13 protein-coding genes are annotated in these 15,047 nt (G+C 63.4%); 3 read left to right on the top strand and 10 right to left on the bottom strand.

What is annotated here, in order from left to right:
• Positions 1–83 precede the first annotated feature (83 nt).
• Positions 84–1,862: an acyl-CoA dehydrogenase C-terminal domain-containing protein gene (locus ACF8R4_RS06385; RefSeq protein ID WP_392491927.1), complete on the top strand. Its 1,779-nt coding sequence runs from the start codon at positions 84–86 to the stop codon at positions 1,860–1,862.
• Positions 1,863–2,142: 280 nt separating this feature from the next.
• Here ACF8R4_RS06385 and ACF8R4_RS06380 read toward each other — a convergent pair whose 3' ends face one another.
• Positions 2,143–3,066, bottom strand: coding sequence for a LysR family transcriptional regulator (locus tag ACF8R4_RS06380; protein ID WP_060499087.1), 924 nt, complete (start codon positions 3,064–3,066; stop codon positions 2,143–2,145).
• 210 nt (positions 3,067–3,276) lie between these two features.
• Between ACF8R4_RS06380 and ACF8R4_RS06375 the strand changes: the two genes are divergently transcribed.
• Together ACF8R4_RS06375 and ACF8R4_RS06370 are read left to right on the top strand one after the other, a co-directional pair.
• Positions 3,277–4,557 carry an aspartate aminotransferase family protein gene (locus ACF8R4_RS06375; protein ID WP_104833565.1) on the top strand — a complete coding sequence of 427 codons (1,281 nt, stop codon included), beginning with the start codon at positions 3,277–3,279 and terminating at the stop codon, positions 4,555–4,557.
• A gap of 152 nt (positions 4,558–4,709) precedes the next feature.
• Positions 4,710–4,868: a YqaE/Pmp3 family membrane protein gene (locus ACF8R4_RS06370; protein WP_009681539.1), complete on the top strand. Its 159-nt coding sequence runs from the start codon at positions 4,710–4,712 to the stop codon at positions 4,866–4,868.
• A 32-nt stretch (positions 4,869–4,900) separates the two neighbouring features.
• On the opposite strand, the gene ACF8R4_RS06365 is transcribed toward ACF8R4_RS06370, so the two are convergent.
• The 9 genes from ACF8R4_RS06365 to ACF8R4_RS06325 form a co-directional block, all read right to left on the bottom strand.
• Entirely contained in the window at positions 4,901–6,724 is a 1,824-nt protein-coding gene (locus ACF8R4_RS06365) for a prolyl oligopeptidase family serine peptidase (RefSeq protein ID WP_392491924.1), read from the bottom strand.
• Entirely contained in the window at positions 6,690–7,850 is a 1,161-nt protein-coding gene (gene pqqE / locus ACF8R4_RS06360) for a pyrroloquinoline quinone biosynthesis protein PqqE (protein ID WP_060499084.1), read from the bottom strand. The genes ACF8R4_RS06365 and pqqE overlap by 35 nt, the downstream gene beginning before the upstream one ends.
• Positions 7,822–8,097: a pyrroloquinoline quinone biosynthesis peptide chaperone PqqD gene (pqqD, locus tag ACF8R4_RS06355; protein ID WP_060499083.1), complete on the bottom strand. Its 276-nt coding sequence runs from the start codon at positions 8,095–8,097 to the stop codon at positions 7,822–7,824. The genes pqqE and pqqD overlap by 29 nt, the downstream gene beginning before the upstream one ends.
• Complete coding sequence (gene pqqC, locus ACF8R4_RS06350; protein WP_003255592.1) at positions 8,094–8,849, bottom strand: pyrroloquinoline-quinone synthase PqqC; 756 nt, start codon at positions 8,847–8,849, stop codon at positions 8,094–8,096. Before pqqC ends, pqqD begins: the two co-directional genes overlap by 4 nt.
• Positions 8,850–8,858: 9 nt before the next feature.
• Positions 8,859–9,770, bottom strand: coding sequence for a pyrroloquinoline quinone biosynthesis protein PqqB (gene pqqB, locus ACF8R4_RS06345; protein WP_060499082.1), 912 nt, complete (start codon positions 9,768–9,770; stop codon positions 8,859–8,861).
• 79 nt (positions 9,771–9,849) lie between these two features.
• Positions 9,850–9,921 (bottom strand): pyrroloquinoline quinone precursor peptide PqqA, encoded by a 72-nt coding sequence (gene pqqA / locus ACF8R4_RS06340; protein WP_003243383.1) that lies wholly within the window; start codon positions 9,919–9,921, stop codon positions 9,850–9,852.
• A 171-nt stretch (positions 9,922–10,092) separates the two neighbouring features.
• Positions 10,093–12,381: a pyrroloquinoline quinone biosynthesis protein PqqF gene (gene pqqF, locus ACF8R4_RS06335; RefSeq protein ID WP_104833563.1), complete on the bottom strand. Its 2,289-nt coding sequence runs from the start codon at positions 12,379–12,381 to the stop codon at positions 10,093–10,095.
• 82 nt (positions 12,382–12,463) lie between these two features.
• Positions 12,464–13,258, bottom strand: coding sequence for a carbon-nitrogen hydrolase family protein (locus tag ACF8R4_RS06330; protein WP_060499080.1), 795 nt, complete (start codon positions 13,256–13,258; stop codon positions 12,464–12,466).
• Between the two features lie 14 nt (positions 13,259–13,272).
• Complete coding sequence (locus ACF8R4_RS06325) at positions 13,273–14,955, bottom strand: NAD(P)/FAD-dependent oxidoreductase (protein ID WP_060499079.1); 1,683 nt, start codon at positions 14,953–14,955, stop codon at positions 13,273–13,275.
• Positions 14,956–15,047 lie beyond the last annotated feature (92 nt).

Below are 15,047 nucleotides of genomic sequence, written 5' to 3'. Positions count from 1 at the left end.
TAAAAGTTGTTCGGTTACACTGCCAATAACCCCTGTGTCGCGGTTCCCCGAGACCGCCCCGACCCGACTAGCGAGAGGTTGTCATGGCTGACTATAAAGCGCCCCTGCGCGACATGCGCTTCGTACTGAATGAAGTCTTCAACGTGGCCGAGCAGTGGGCGCAGTTGCCCGGGCTGGCTGACGTTGTCGATGCCGACACCGCTCTGGCCGTGCTGGAGGAAGCCGGCAAGGTCACCGCCAAGTCCATCGCGCCGCTCAGCCGCGCCGCCGATGAAGAAGGTTGCCACTGGGACAACGGCGCAGTGCGCACCCCCGCCGGTTTCATCGAGGCCTACAACACCTACGCCGAAGGCGGTTGGGTCGGCGTGGGCGGCGACCCGCTGTTCGGCGGCATGGGCATGCCCAAGGCCATCTCGGCTCAGGTCGAGGAAATGGTCAACGCCTCCAGCCTGGCCTTTGGCTTGTACCCGATGCTGACCGCCGGTGCCTGCCTGTCGATCAATGCCCACGCCAGCGAAGCGCTGAAGGAAAAGTACCTGCCGAACCTGTATGCCGGCGTATGGGCCGGTTCCATGTGCCTGACCGAGCCGCACGCCGGCACCGACCTGGGCATCATCCGTACCAAGGCCGAGCCCCAGGCCGATGGCAGCTACAAGGTCAGCGGCACCAAGATCTTCATCACCGGTGGCGAGCACGACCTGACCGAGAACATCATCCACCTGGTGCTGGCCAAGCTGCCGGACGCACCGGCGGGGCCGAAAGGTATTTCGCTGTTCCTGGTGCCGAAGTTTCTGGTCAACGAAGATGGCAGCCTCGGTGCACGCAACCCGGCCACTTGCGGTTCGATCGAACACAAGATGGGCATCCAGGCCTCGGCTACCTGCGTGATGAACTTCGACGAAGCAGTCGGCTATATCGTCGGTGAGCCGAACAAGGGCCTGGCGGCCATGTTCACCATGATGAACTACGAGCGCCTGGGTGTTGGCATCCAGGGCCTGGCCTCGGCCGAACGCTCCTACCAGAACGCCGTGGAATACGCCCGCGACCGCCTGCAGAGCCGTGCCCCGACTGGCCCACAGGCCAAGGACAAGGCCGCCGACCCGATCATCGTCCACCCGGACGTGCGCCGTATGCTGCTGACCATGAAAGCGCTGATCGAGGGCGGCCGCGCCTTCTCCACTTACGTGGCCATGCAGCTGGACAGCGCCAAGTACAGCGAAGACGCCGCCGTGCGCAAATGCAGCGAAGAGCTGGTGGCGCTGCTCACGCCAGTGGCCAAGGCATTCCTCACCGACCTGGGGCTGGAGTGCGCGGTGCATGGCCAGCAGGTGTTCGGCGGGCATGGCTACATTCGCGAATGGGGGCAGGAGCAGTTGGTGCGTGATGTGCGCATCACACAGATCTACGAAGGCACCAACGGCATCCAGGCCCTCGACCTGATGGGGCGCAAGGTGGTGGCCAGCGGTGGCGCGTACTACCGGTTGTTCTCCGACGAGATCCGCCAGTTCATTGCCAGCGCAACTGGCGAGCTGGACGAATTTGCCAAGCCGTTGGCGGCCAGCCTCGACCAGCTCGACGGGCTGACGGAGTGGGTGCTGGAACAGGCCAAGGGCAACCCGAATGAAATCGGCGCGGCTTCGGTCGAGTACCTGCATGCGTTTGGTTATGTGGCCTACGGCTATATGTGGGCACTGATGGCACGGGCGGCCCAGGCGGGTGAGGGCGACGAGGCGTTCTACTCGGGCAAGCTGGGTACGGCGCGGTTCTACTTTGCGCGGTTGCTGCCACGGGTGGATTCGCTGGTGGCTTCGGTGAAGGCGGGCAGTGAATCGCTGTACCTGCTGGATGCCGAGCAGTTCTGACGTATTTGGGGCCCGCTTGGCGGCCCCGATTTTCGGTATGTCTGGGGATGAATCCCCGTTGTAAGCTTTTTCCTACACGACGTGGTGACTTTTCACCACTGTTCTCAGATTGGATCCACGGTTAATCTTTACCACATGGACGTTGCGCAGGAAGCGCAAAGGACAGATCAAGGAAGACGACGAAGGACCACCTGCCAGGATGGCGGGGCGATACGGATGTCACAGGGAAACAGTCTGGAAAACCCCGCTTCGGCGGGGTTTTCTTTGTGCGCGTGTTTTTTCAGGCCAGCACATCCAGCGGTGATGCCCCCAACAGGCGGGCGTCCGTCTCTTCTTCCAGCAGCGTGCGCAGTAGCTCCACAGAGGCCTGCTGGCGTTGGGCATCGCGGAACACCAGGCCAACCTTCAGCGGCACCCGTGGCTCGCTCAAGGGCTTCCACAACAGCCCCTGATCATCTTCGGCGGCCTCCTTGGCCCGCCCCGGCAGGATGGTCGCCAGTGCCGTGTGCGCCAGGCTGTCGAGAATCCCCGCCATGTTGTTCATCTCTGCCTGAACCTGCGGCCGGCGGCCTTGGCTGGCCAGTTGCGCCTGCCAGATCTGACGGATCTGGAATTCTTCGCCCAGCATCAGCATGGGCAATTCGGCAGCCTGGCGGATAGACACCTTCTTGAAGTCCTTCAGCGCGTGAGTATCGGGGATGACCAGTTGCAGCTCGTCTTCATACAGCAGCAGGCCATGTAACCCGGGCTGGCGCGGCGGCAGGTAGCTGATGCCGATGTCTAGGCTGCCGTTGAGCAGGCGCCGTTCGATCTCCAGCCCCGACAACTCGTAGATCTGCACGACAAGGTGCGGCTGAGCCTTGCGCAGCCGTTCGAGCAGCTGTGGCACGAGGCTCGGTCGCACGGTCTGCAGCACGCCGATGGCCAGGGTGCGCAGCGACTGGCCCTTGAAGTTGCGCATGGCCTCGTGGGCGCGTTGCAGGCCGTCAAGCAAGGGCAAGGCATGGTTGTACAGGGTATGGGCAGCCAAGGTAGGCAACAGGCGCTTGTTGCTGCGCTCGAACAGGCTCAAATCAAGGCTGTGCTCCAGCTGCCGGATCTGCTGGGAGAGTGCCGGCTGGGACAGCGACAGGCGTTCTGCAGCGCGGCCCACGTGGCCTTCTTCATACACCGCGACGAAATAACGCAGTTGGCGGAAATCCATAAGTAACACTTATCGAAAATGCTGGAAAAACGAAATGGTCGAAAACCCTTGCGAAGCCTAGTCTATCGCCGTATTCCAACGGGTTACAGCGATGAATCGGTCGATTGTTACTCCGGATGAAAAACACTTTTGATAGGCAAGGCAAAATATCGAGTGCCGGCACCAAGACCGCACCGTTGCCGCCCCTTACCGTGATTGGTTGGAGCCCTGATGAACCTGTTCAACCTGCGCCGCTCGGCCCCTGTCGCTGCCGCCGAGCCCAAGCGTGCGCCGGTGATCGTGCCGCAAGCCGCTGAGCTGTCGCGTGATCGCCTGATGCCCAGCGCCGAGCGCGCAGCGCAGGTGTTCGTGCGCGGCCAAGGCTCCTGGTTGTGGGACAGTGAAGGGCATGCCTACCTGGACTTCACTCAAGGCGGCGCGGTCAACAGCCTGGGCCACAGCCCGAGCGTGCTGGTGAAAGCGCTGGGCAACCAGGCCCAGGCGTTGATCAACCCGGGTTCGGGCTTCCATAGCCGTGGCTTGCTGGGGTTGGTGAACCGCTTGTGTCAGAGCACTGGCAGCGACCAGGCCTACCTGCTCAACAGTGGTGCCGAGGCCTGCGAAGGCGCGATCAAGCTGGCGCGCAAGTGGGGCCAACTGCACCGCAACGGGGCCTATCACATCATCACGGCCAGTCAGGCCTGTCACGGCCGCAGCCTGGGTGCACTGTCGGCGTCCGACCCGCTGCCATGCAACCGCTGCGAGCCTGGGCTGCCGGGGTTCAGCAAGGTGCCGTTCAACGACCTGGCAGCACTGCACGCCGAGGTGGATTCACGCACCGTGGCGATCATGCTCGAGCCGATCCAGGGCGAGGCGGGCGTGATTCCGGCCACCCAGGAATACCTCAAGGGTGTGGAAACGCTCTGCCGCGAACTGGGCATCCTGCTGATCCTCGATGAAGTGCAGACCGGTATTGGCCGCTGTGGTGCGCTGCTGGCCGAGGAAACCTACGGCGTGCGTGCCGACATCATCACCCTGGGCAAGGGCCTGGGCGGTGGGGTGCCACTGGCCGCCTTGCTGGCTCGGGGTACGGCGTGCTGCGCCGAGCCTGGCGAACTGGAAGGCAGCCACCACGGCAATGCGCTGATGTGCGCTGCCGGCCTGGCGGTGCTGGACACCGTGCTGGAGCCTGGTTTTTTCACGCATGTGCAGGACAACGGCCGTCACCTGCGTGAAGGCCTGAGCCGGCTAGCCGGGCGCTATGGCCAGGGCGAAGTGCGTGGGCAAGGCCTGCTGTGGGCGCTGCAACTCAAAGAAAACCTGGCCCGTGAACTGGTGGCTGCGGCGCTGCACGAAGGCCTGCTGCTCAATGCGCCGCAAGCGGATGTGGTGCGCTTTTCACCTGCGCTGACCGTGAGCAAGGGCAACATCGACGAAATGCTGCTGCGCCTGGCACGTGCTTTTGCCCGTCTTCATGCCCAGCAGCAGGCCCGCCGCGAAGTGCCGGCCTGACTGTGTAGCAACACTGAGCATTCAACGAACCGTCTGGCGTTCCTGCGCATCGCCCCTGGCCTGTTTCATTCGGCCCGGGGCGTTTTTTTTGCCTGTGGAACCTCTGCGGTGGGCGGCTAGTCTGTGAGATAACCCCTTCAGGAGAGACTCGCATGGACTTTATTCGCATCATCATCGCCATCATCCTGCCGCCGCTGGGCGTATTCTTGCAGGTGGGGTTTGGCGGGGCGTTCTGGCTGAATATTCTGCTGACCTTGCTGGGCTACATTCCGGGGATCGTGCATGCGGTGTACATCATCGCCAAACGTTGAGGCCTTTGGGGCCGCAAAGCGGCCCCAAAATCTCAGCCCTCCAACACCCTGCAATAGAATTTCCACTCTTCTTCCAATGCATGGGCCAGGTTCTCTGCCTTGCGGAACCCATGCCGCTCACCCGCATAGAAGTGCCCTTCAGCCTCGATCCCGTTAGCCTGCAACGCCGCCAGCATCGACCGCGTCTGCTCCGGCACCACCACCGCGTCCAGCTCACCCTGGAAGAAAATAACCGGCACCTTGATCTGCCCCGCATGCAGCAGCGGTGTGCGCTGGCGATAGCGCTCGGCATCCTGTTGCGGATCGCCGATCAGCCAGTCCAGATAATCGCCCTCAAACTTGTGCGTGGCCCGGCCCAGGGCAACCGGGTCGCTGACCCCGTACAGGCTGGCACCGGCGCGGAACACGTCGTGGAAGGCCAAGGCACAGAGGGTGGTGTAGCCACCGGCGCTGCCGCCACGGATGAACGCCTTGCGTTTGTCGACCAGGCCCTGAGCCGCCAGGTACTCGACCGCCGCGCAGGCATCGGCCACATCGCTTTCGCCCCAGCGCAGGTGCAACGCCTTGCGGTAGTCCCGGCCATAGCCGGTGCTGCCCCGGTAATTCAGGTCGGCCACGGCAAAGCCGCGCTGGGTCCAGTACTGGATGCGAGGCTCGAGCACCGGATAACAGGCCGAGGTCGGCCCGCCGTGGATGAACACCACCAGCGGTGTGGCGCCTTGCGAGTGCGCTGCCGGGTAGAAGAATCCGTGGGCCCGCTCGCCGTCACGGCCATAGTGAATCGACTGCGGCAGGCTGATTTGCCCTGCCGGCAGTATCTCGGCCCCCCCGGCCAGCACACGTACTTCGTGGTTACTGCGGTCGACGGCAATCACTGCAGGCGGGCTGATGGGCGAGGCGGCAATGGCATAAAGGTGATCGCTGTCCATGGCCAGGCTGCGAAAGCGCGTGTAGCCACTGGCGAAACGCTCCATGCGCCCATCGGTGTTACGCAGCCCCAGTTGCCCGAAGCCGTCTTTGAACCAACTCGCCAGATAGCTTTGCGGCCCCAGTGCCAACCAGGTACAGGTACCCAATTGCCAGGGCGCAGCAGCATGGTCGGCAGCCTCGGCAGGCAACGCCTGCCAGTGGCCATCGACTTCCCCCCAGGGCTGCCAGAAGCCATTGCGGTCGGACAGGCAGTAGAGCCGGCCTTCGGCATCGAAACGCGGTTGTTGCAGCGACTCATCATTGCTGGCGATGCATTGCACGGGGCCCCACTGGCTACTGCTGTCGCGTGCGCGGCACATCAATCGGGTGATAGTCCAGGGCTGTGCCGGTCGGTTCCATTCGATCCACGCCAGGCGCATGCCATCTGCACTCACCGTGGGTGAGGCGTAGAAATCGGCGCCCTCGGCGAGCACCACCCGGCCGCTCTCACTCAACGCGACAAGCCGATGCTCCACCTGCTCGGCATGGCGTTCCTCGACGGCCAGCAACTGGCCATCGTGCCACTGCACATCGCCGTAGCGGCAGCTGGCATCCTCGGTCAGCGCACGCGGTTGCGAATCGTCCAGCGGCTGGGTGTAGACCTGCTGGTCCTTCTCGTTGACGAACACCAGCCCGTCGCCACCCAGGCAGAAGCTACCACCGCCGTACTCGTAGACCCGGCTGCGCACGCTGAAGCCATCCGGTGTCAGGCAGCGGGCCTGGTGGTACAGCCAGTGCCAGATACGGCAAGCACCATCGGCCGGGCGAAACTCGATCCAGAACAGCCCGTCGGCACTGGCTTTGAGTTCGGCGAAGTCGGTGCCGGCGGCAACGGCCTGCGCCGCGCTGAATTCAGCCACGGGCGATGACACGGGAGTTTCGTTCATTGCGGAAGGTCATCTGTTCAATGGCGAGCTGGGCGCTTTCCGCCTCCTCGCGGGCCTTGAGGATGATGCGGTGGTCGGCCGACTTGGCGCACACCGGGTCGGCGTTGCTGGCATCGCCGGTCAGCATGAAGGCCTGGCAGCGACAGCCGCCGAAGTCCTTTTCTTTTTCGTCACAGGAGCGGCACGGTTCGCGCATCCACTCGTAACCACGGAAGCGGTTGAAGCCAAACGACTCATACCAGATATGGTGCAGGTCGTGGTCGCGTACATTGGGGAACTGCACCGGCAGCTGGCGGGCGCCGTGGCAGGGCAGCGCGGTGCCGTCCGGGGTAATGGTGAGGAACAGGTTGCCCCAGCCATTCATGCAGGCCTTCGGGCGCTCTTCGTAGTAGTCCGGGGTGACGAAGATCAGCTTGCAGGGGTTGCCCTCGGCCTTGAGTTTGTCCCGGTATTGGTTGGTGATGCGCTCGGCCCGCTCAAGTTGCGCACGGGTCGGCAGCAGGCCCAGGCGGTTGAGGTGCGCCCAACCGTAGAACTGGCAGGTGGCAAGCTCGACGAAGTCGGCCTCAAGGGCGATGCACAGCTCGATGATGCGGTCGATCTTGTCGATGTTGTGCCGATGGGTGACGAAGTTGAGCACCATCGGGTAGCCGTGGGCCTTCACGGCGCGGGCCATCTCCAGCTTTTGCGCAAAGGCCTTCTTCGAACCGGCCAGCAGGTTGTTCACCTGCTCGTCGCTGGCCTGGAAGCTGATCTGGATATGGTCCAGGCCGGCCTTTTTGAAGTCCGCGATACGCGCTTCGGTCAGGCCGATGCCCGAGGTGATCAGGTTGGTGTAGTAACCCAGCCGGCGGGCTTCGCCGATCAGTTCGGCCAGGTCCTGGCGCACCAGCGGTTCACCGCCGGAAAAGCCGATTTGCGCCGCGCCCATCTCCCGAGCCTCGGCCATGACCTTGAACCACTGCTCGGTGCTCAGCTCCTGGCCCTGGGCGGCAAAGTCCAGCGGGTTGGAGCAGTACGGGCATTGCAGCGGGCAGCGGTAGGTGAGCTCGGCCAGCAACCACAGCGGCAGGCCGACCTCCGGCGTGGGCGGCAACTCAGGCGAGGACGATCCAGTGTTCGGCACGGGCCACCTCCATGAACTGCTCGATGTCTTCGGCCACTTCCGGGACATCGGGGAATTGCTGTTCGAGTTCGCTGATGATGGCGGCCACGTCACGCTGGCCGTCGATCAAGCCGCCAATCAGGCTGGCGCTGTCGTTGAGCTTGATCATGCCTTCGGGGTACAGCAGCACATGGCCTTTCTGCGCCGGTTCGTACTGGAAGCGGTAGCCGGGGCGCCAGTTCGGCACCTGATTGCGGTCGAAACTCATAGGGTGATTCCCTTGTGCCACACCCGTTCCTGGGTGACGGAATGATAGGGCGGGCGGTTCAGCTCGTAGGCCATGCTCATGGCGTCGAGCATGCTCCAGAGGATATCCAGCTTGAACTGCAGGATCTCCAGCATACGCTCCTGGCCCGCGCGGGTGGTGTAGTGCTGCAGGGTAATCGCCAGGCCGTGCTCTACGTCACGACGAGCCTGGCCCAGGCGGGTGCGGAAGTATTCGTAGCCGGCCGGGTCGATCCACGGGTAGTGCTGTGGCCAGCTGTCCAGGCGCGACTGGTGGATTTGCGGGGCGAACAACTCGGTCAGCGAACTGCTGGCTGCTTCCTGCCAACTGGCGCGGCGGGCGAAGTTGACGTAGGCATCGACGGCAAAGCGTACGCCGGGCAGTACTAGCTCTTGCGAACGCAGCTGGTCCGGGTCCAGGCCGACAGCCTGGCCCAGGCGCAACCAGGCTTCGATGCCGCCGTCCTCGCCAGGCGCGCCGTCGTGGTCGAGCAGGCGCTGGATCCACTCGCGGCGTACTTCGCGGTCAGGGCAGTTGGCCAGGATCGCGGCATCCTTCATCGGGATGTTGACCTGATAGTAGAAGCGGTTGGCCACCCAGCCCTGGATCTGCTCACGGGTGGCGCGGCCTTGGTACATCGCCACGTGGTACGGGTGATGAATGTGGTAATAGGCGCCCTTGGCGCGCAGGGCCTGCTCGAATTCGGCAGGGGACATTGGCAATGCGTCGCTCATCAGGCCTCCTTACAACTCAATGCTCATTCCGTCGAAGGCAACTTCCACACCGCGGCGCTGGACTTCGGCGCGCTCCGGGGAGTCTTCATCGAGAATCGGGTTTGTGTTGTTGATGTGGATAAGCACTTTGCGCTGACGCGGGAAAGCGTCCAGCACTTCGAGCATGCCGCCCGGGCCGTTCTGCGCCAGATGGCCCATTTCGCGGCCCGTGCGAGTGCCCACGCCACGGCGTTGCATTTCATCGTCTTCCCACAGCGTGCCGTCGACCAGCAGGCAGTCGGCGCCGTGCATCATCGCCAGCAGCTTGTCGTCCACCTGGCCCAGGCCTGGAGCGTAGAACAGCTTGCCGCCGGTGCGGGTGTCTTCGACCAGCAGGCCCAGGTTGTCGCCCGGGTGCGGGTCGAAGCGGTGCGGCGAATAAGGCGGTGCGGCGCTGCGCAGAGGGAATGGGGTGAACTTGAGGTTTGGGCAGGCCTCGATAACGAAGCTGCCTTCCAGCTCGATGCGGTTCCACTGCAGGCCACCGTTCCAGTGGCTGAGCATGTTGAACAACGGGAAGCCGGTGGTGAGGTCCTGGTGGACCATGTCGGTGCACCACACCTGGTGCGGGCAGCCTTCACGCAGGCTGAGCAGGCCGGTGGTGTGGTCGATCTGGCTGTCCAGCAGCACGATGGCGTTGATGCCGGTGTCGCGCAGGGCCCGGGCTGGCTGCATCGGCGCGAAGGCCTGGAGCTGGGCGCGGATGTCGGGCGAGGCATTGCACAGCACCCAGTGTACGCCGTCGTCGGACAGGGCGATGGACGACTGAGTGCGCGCAGTGGCCCGCAGGGTGCCGTCACGAAAGCCCTTGCAGTTGACGCAGTTGCAGTTCCACTGCGGGAACCCGCCACCGGCGGCGGAGCCGAGAACCTGGATGTACATGGCCACTCTCTATGCAAAAAACCGGATCGGAAAAACGAAAACGCCCCGGCAGGCCGAGGCGTGGAACCCTAAGCCGGGCTTAGCGGTTAGCGAAGTACATGGTGACTTCGAAGCCGATACGCAGATCAGTGTATGCAGGTTTGGTCCACATGGGATTACTCCTTCCGGATGGGTTTGGGGTTGCTCAGTTACTACTTGGGTACCACCACGCACTGGAGGTTCCCGGAACTGGGATTGCGCTATCTTACAAGAAAAATTTGTACTGGAAGGTTAATTATTCGAAAAGTGCCGTTGCATTTTGCGTAACAATCACGGGCCTGGATCACTTCCACGTAGGGCTTGGCGCGGCAGCGTTGGCCAAACACAACCAGGAGGCGTCTGCATCGAGCAGGTTACCCAGCAGGTGGTCCAGATCCGTCTGCCGCGTGTTCAGAATAGCCCTGCGCAACGTATCCAGCCTGCCGGGTTGTGTAGCCAGGTGTGTCTGCCACGCCCATTCGGCGACATCGGCGTTGGCCATGGCCGGTTCATCGAATTGACTGGCCAGGGCCTGCTGGGTGTCTGGGTCAAGGGTGACACCCTTGCTGAGTAGCGTGAGCAGGTGGTCGAGGATCTGTGCCTGGTGGGTGTGCGGCGATTGCACCCCGAACAACAGGCCGCCGACTCCCTCTATCTGACGAAAGGTACTGAATACCGCATAGCCAAGTTGCAGCTCCACCCGCAGCCGCTGGTAAACCGGCCCTTGCAGCAGTTGCGCGAGCAAGCGGCCGCTGGCTTCGCGGGTTGCAGGCAGCGGGCAGAACAGCAGTAAGGCATGTTCACTGCCCGGTACTTCGGCATGCTGCCAACGGCGGTTGGCCCAGGTGCGCAGGGGGCTTGGTAGCGAGCCGTGCCCTGGGCAGTGCTGCAGCGCAGTGCCCAGGGCGCTCCGGGCTGAATCGTCGAAGCCTGCGGCCAGGCCGTGCCAGCGTGTGTGCTGCCACAGCTTGTCGAGTTGCTGCTGCTCCAGCGTGCAGGCAGGCACAGCAGGGGGCGGGGTGCCGAGCACCGCGTCAGGCAGTTGCTTGAGCAAGGCCCTGATGGGGATCAGGGCCGCTGGTGGCGTTGTGCAAGGCAACCAGCATCTGGCCGGGGGGCTGACGATCAAAACCAAGGCCTGCGTTACTGCCCGCAGCACCGCTGCCGGTAGCCCGGCGCAGCGCAACTGCCAGTACTCCCCGGCAGCCGTGAATTGCAGTTGTACCGAGGCGCGTTCACAGCGCTCCTGCAGTGGCGCCAGGGCCTGTTCGAGCACACCCTGCAAACGTTGGCGCAGCGTTGAGGGTACGTGCCAGCGCAGGTAGAGCGCTGCGTATTGGCGGGCGCCAGGAAGCAGCTCACTGACCCGCAGTGCTGCCGGTACAGGCTTTGTACTCGCACTGGGTAGACCAGCCATCAGCAAGGGGTCGACCAAGGGCATGTGCCATTCGCCATACACGTTGCATGGCAGGCCTTGCAGCACGGCTTGAAGGGCCTGCAAACCGTGCGCATCCAACTTGGCGAACGGCTGCCCCGTGCTGTCACGGCGGGCCAGTTCAAGTGCACTGGCGCTGCGTTCGCGACTGTGTTGCAGCAGGCCGAATTCGCGGTTCAACAGCTCGAGGTCGGCCTGGCGGATGAAGCTGAACCAGCCTCGCAACAGGGCGCTGGCTTCGTCTGCGCAGGCGTCGGCGCTGAGCTTAAGGTCGAGGTGCCACAGCAGCTGGCCGGCAAAGGCATACAGTGTTTCGGCCTTGAAACGTTGCAGCCATCCACGCGCGCGAAGTGCGCCCAGCCAGGTACCCGGGCGGCTGTCGCCGAGGCAGGCGATCAGCAGCTCCAGCGCTTGCTCGGCACCTGCCGGGAGGTTTTCGTGAGTGAAGGCCAGTGGTGTAGCCGTCGCCGACAATGGCGGCGGTTCGACTTGCGGCACATGCTTGCCTGTGGCGAACAGCGTCGCATGCTGCCGGCCAAGTTGCTCCAGCTCATCCAGCGGCTGCGGCCCGCACAGGCTCAAGACGATCTGCCCGCCCTGGTAGAAGCGTTGGTGGAAGCCCGTAAGTGCTTGCTGAAAGGCAGGGGCCTGCAGGGCCAGGGTATACCGGTTGCCGGCATGAAATGCGCCCAACGGATGGCCTTGCGACACTGATTGCAACAAGGTGAATTGCTGCTGGGCCTGCGGGTTGCGTGACCAGGCAATGAACTCGGCGTGGATCACTTCACGCTCGCGGCGTTGGCGCTCGATGCCCAGATCCGGTTCGGCGAGCATCTGGCACAGGCGCTCGAGGCCCCCGGCCAAGGCATTGGGCGGCACTTCGAAGAAAAAGTCGGTGGTGCGTTCCCGGGTGCTGGCGTTGACCTGGCCGCCCAGGGTCTGCACGTAACGCATCAGGCCGTCGTCCAGCGCAAAGCGTGGGGTGCCTAGGAAGAACAGGTGTTCGAGGAAGTGGGCCAGGCCCGGCCATTTGCCCGGTGCGTCATGGCTACCCGCATGTACCCGTAGGGCAGCGGCCGAACGCTTTAGGCGCGGGGCGTGGCGCAGGGTCAGTTGCAGGCCGTTGGCGAGGGTGAGGTGGCGGATGGCGTCAGGCATGGGGGCTCCGGTTGCTGCTGTCCATGCTAACCCATTTGTTTGCAGGCTCGGCCTCTTCGCGGGTTTACCCGCGAAGAGTTCGTCAGCCCTTACGCAGATGCAGCTCCTGTCGCAGGTCAGTCAGATAAGGAAATGCCTGCCGCCCATGCACCACTTGCTCATGCTCCAGCTCCGCCAGCAACAGGCATTCATCCCGCCCGCCCATGGCCAGCAAACTACCATCCGGGCCGATGATGCTGCTCTGCCCGCAATACTGGATCTCGCCTTCCGCGCCGCAGTAATTGGCATACACCAGGTAGCACTGGTTCTCCTGCGCCCGTACCCTTACGGTCACCTGGCAGATGAAGTCATACGGCGCCATGTTCGCCGTCGGCACCAGGATCAGCTCGGCACCCGCCAGCGCCAGGCGTCGGGCGTTTTCCGGGAACTCGATGTCGTAGCAGATCAGCAGGCCGACTTTCCAGCCTTCAAGCTCGACCACCGGAAAGTGGTCCGGGCCTGCGCTGAACATCGAACGGTCCAGTTCGCCAAACAGGTGGGTCTTGCGGTAGTTGCACAGGCTGCGGCCATGGGCATCGATCAACTGCACGCTGTTGTAGATCGCGCCATCATCTGCCCGCTCCGGGTAGCCATAGACAATGGCAATGCGGTGGGTCTGGGCGATTTCCACTACCTCCATGGCCGCCGGGCCATCGTCAGCTTCGGCCAGGCGCTCGACCTGGGGTAGGCCGATGTTGTAGCCGGTCAGGAACATCTCCGGGCACACCAGCAGCTGTGCGCCGCGCTCGGCTGCCAACTGTGCCTGATGGCGCAGCCGTTGCAAGTTGCCGGGCACGTCCAGTGGCTTGGGTGTGCCCTGGAACAAAGCGATGCGCATGACGCCTCCTTGATTCAGTCTGCCAGGGCAATAGGGCCGATTTCATCGAACACATCGCCCGGGCCTGGGTTGTCCGGGTGGGTGTGGCCACCGAAGTGGTTCATGATACCCCACACCGCATTCAGCGACGTTTGCACCGCGCCCTCCACCCAGGCGGGTGTCCACGATACATCGTCACCGGCGATGAACATGCCGCGCTGCTCGGCGGGCATGTTCTGCTGCATGAAGTGTGCGTACATGCGCTGGTTGTAGCGGTAGTGACCCGGCAGTGCGCCCTTGAAGGCGCCCAGGAAGTGCGGATCCGCCTCCCACGAAATGGTGATTGGATCGCCGATGATGTGCCCGGCGATATCGGTTTTCGGATAGATCTTCTTCAGCGCATCCAGGGCCAGTTGCACGCGCTTTTCCACCGGATGCGGCAGCATTTTCAGCGCATCGCTCATCCACGCATAGGACAGGCAGATCACCCCCGGCTTGTCGTCGCCGTTGTCGAACAAGTAGGTGCCGCGGGTGAGGCGGTCGGTGAGGGTCATGCTCATCAGGTCGCGGCCGGTTTCCGGGTCCTTGTCCTTCCAGAATGGTCGGTCGACCATGACGAACGTCTTCGACGACTGCATGTAGCGGGTGCGGTCCAGGGCCATCCACATCTTTTGCGAGAACAGCGATTCCTCGCAGTCGATCTGGGTGGTCAGCAGCCAGGTCTGGCAGGTGGCGAGCACGGCGCCGTAGTGGCGGGTGTCGCCCCAGTTGTCGGTGACCGCCAGGCGGCCATCGGCGGCACGGGCAATGCGTTTCACCCCCGTTCGTGGCGCGCCGCCATGCAGGCCGCTCAGGCTGGTGCCCTCCGGCCAGTGGGCGCAGCGCTCCGGCACATGACGCCAGATCCCTTGTGGCACCTGCTCCACACCACCGACGACCAGGTGTTGGTGGTCGTCGCAGTTGGTCATCACCACGCGGAAGATTTCCAGCATCGAGTTGGGGAAGTCCGAGTCCCAGCCACCGGTGCCGAAGCCGACCTGGCCGAACACTTCGCGGTGCTGGAAGCTCAGTTTGGCGAACGAGCGTGAGGTGGCGACGAAATCGTAGAACGTGCGGTCGTCCCACAGTGGTACCAGCTTGTTCCACAGCGCTTTGAGGCGCGGTACATCCCGATCGCGGATGGCTTGCTGGATGTCGGCGAACTGGGCACCACTTTCCAGCGCGTCGGCCCAGGCGTCGGCCACTTCGTGGAACAGCTTGGGCAAGTCGGTGGTTTTTTCGGCGTAGTAGGTCTGGCCTTCCAGGTCGATCACGGTGCTGCCCGAGGCCGGCGTCAGCGGGTTAGGGAAGGGCTTGGTTTCCAGGCCCAATTTGTCCACATAGTGGTAGAAGGCAGTGGACGATACCGGAAAGCGCATGCCACCCAGCTCGGCGATGATCCCGTCGGTGCCATTGAAGGCTTGCGAGCGCAGCCGGCCGCCCAGTTTGGAGGCCTCATACACCACCGGTTTGAGGCCTAGCTTCATCAGCTCGTAGGCCGCCACCAGGCCGGCAATACCGGCACCCACGATGGCCACTTCTTCACCGTGGCGCTCAGCCGGAATACTGCCCAGGCCTGCGGGGTGTTCCAGCCAGTCGTCGAAAGCGAAGGGGAAATCCGGGCCGAAGATGGTGATGGGCTTTTTGCCGTCGGCGGGGTGGCGGTTTTTCTTGTTCATGAAGTGACCTTGCCAGAGGGGCTGCGCGGGTGGCGGAGCCTGAGTATAGGAGATGGCTGGAGGTCATTTTAGGGAGTGGAGTGTTCGTTAAT

This window comes from Pseudomonas sp. FYR_2 (assembly GCF_043106425.1).
Classification (GTDB): domain Bacteria; phylum Pseudomonadota; class Gammaproteobacteria; order Pseudomonadales; family Pseudomonadaceae; genus Aquipseudomonas; species Aquipseudomonas monteilii.
The sequence above is the reverse complement of the archived record's forward strand: the minus strand, read 5'-3'. Positions and strand labels throughout refer to the sequence as shown.

Excerpts from the sequence above, each read along its gene's own strand:
- ACF8R4_RS06385 (WP_392491927.1), top strand. The coding sequence starts at position 84 with ATGGCTGACTATAAAGCGCCCCTGCGCGACATGCGCTTCGTACTGAAT.
- ACF8R4_RS06380 (WP_060499087.1), bottom strand. The coding sequence starts at position 3,066 with ATGGATTTCCGCCAACTGCGTTATTTCGTCGCGGTGTATGAAGAAGGC.
- ACF8R4_RS06375 (WP_104833565.1), top strand. The coding sequence starts at position 3,277 with ATGAACCTGTTCAACCTGCGCCGCTCGGCCCCTGTCGCTGCCGCCGAG.
- ACF8R4_RS06370 (WP_009681539.1), top strand. The coding sequence starts at position 4,710 with ATGGACTTTATTCGCATCATCATCGCCATCATCCTGCCGCCGCTGGGC.
- ACF8R4_RS06365 (WP_392491924.1), bottom strand. The coding sequence starts at position 6,724 with ATGAACGAAACTCCCGTGTCATCGCCCGTGGCTGAATTCAGCGCGGCG.
- pqqD (WP_060499083.1), bottom strand. The coding sequence starts at position 8,097 with ATGAGTTTCGACCGCAATCAGGTGCCGAACTGGCGCCCCGGCTACCGC.
- pqqC (WP_003255592.1), bottom strand. The coding sequence starts at position 8,849 with ATGAGCGACGCATTGCCAATGTCCCCTGCCGAATTCGAGCAGGCCCTG.
- pqqB (WP_060499082.1), bottom strand. The coding sequence starts at position 9,770 with ATGTACATCCAGGTTCTCGGCTCCGCCGCCGGTGGCGGGTTCCCGCAG.
- pqqF (WP_104833563.1), bottom strand. The coding sequence starts at position 12,381 with ATGCCTGACGCCATCCGCCACCTCACCCTCGCCAACGGCCTGCAACTG.
- ACF8R4_RS06330 (WP_060499080.1), bottom strand. The coding sequence starts at position 13,258 with ATGCGCATCGCTTTGTTCCAGGGCACACCCAAGCCACTGGACGTGCCC.
- ACF8R4_RS06325 (WP_060499079.1), bottom strand. The coding sequence starts at position 14,955 with ATGAACAAGAAAAACCGCCACCCCGCCGACGGCAAAAAGCCCATCACC.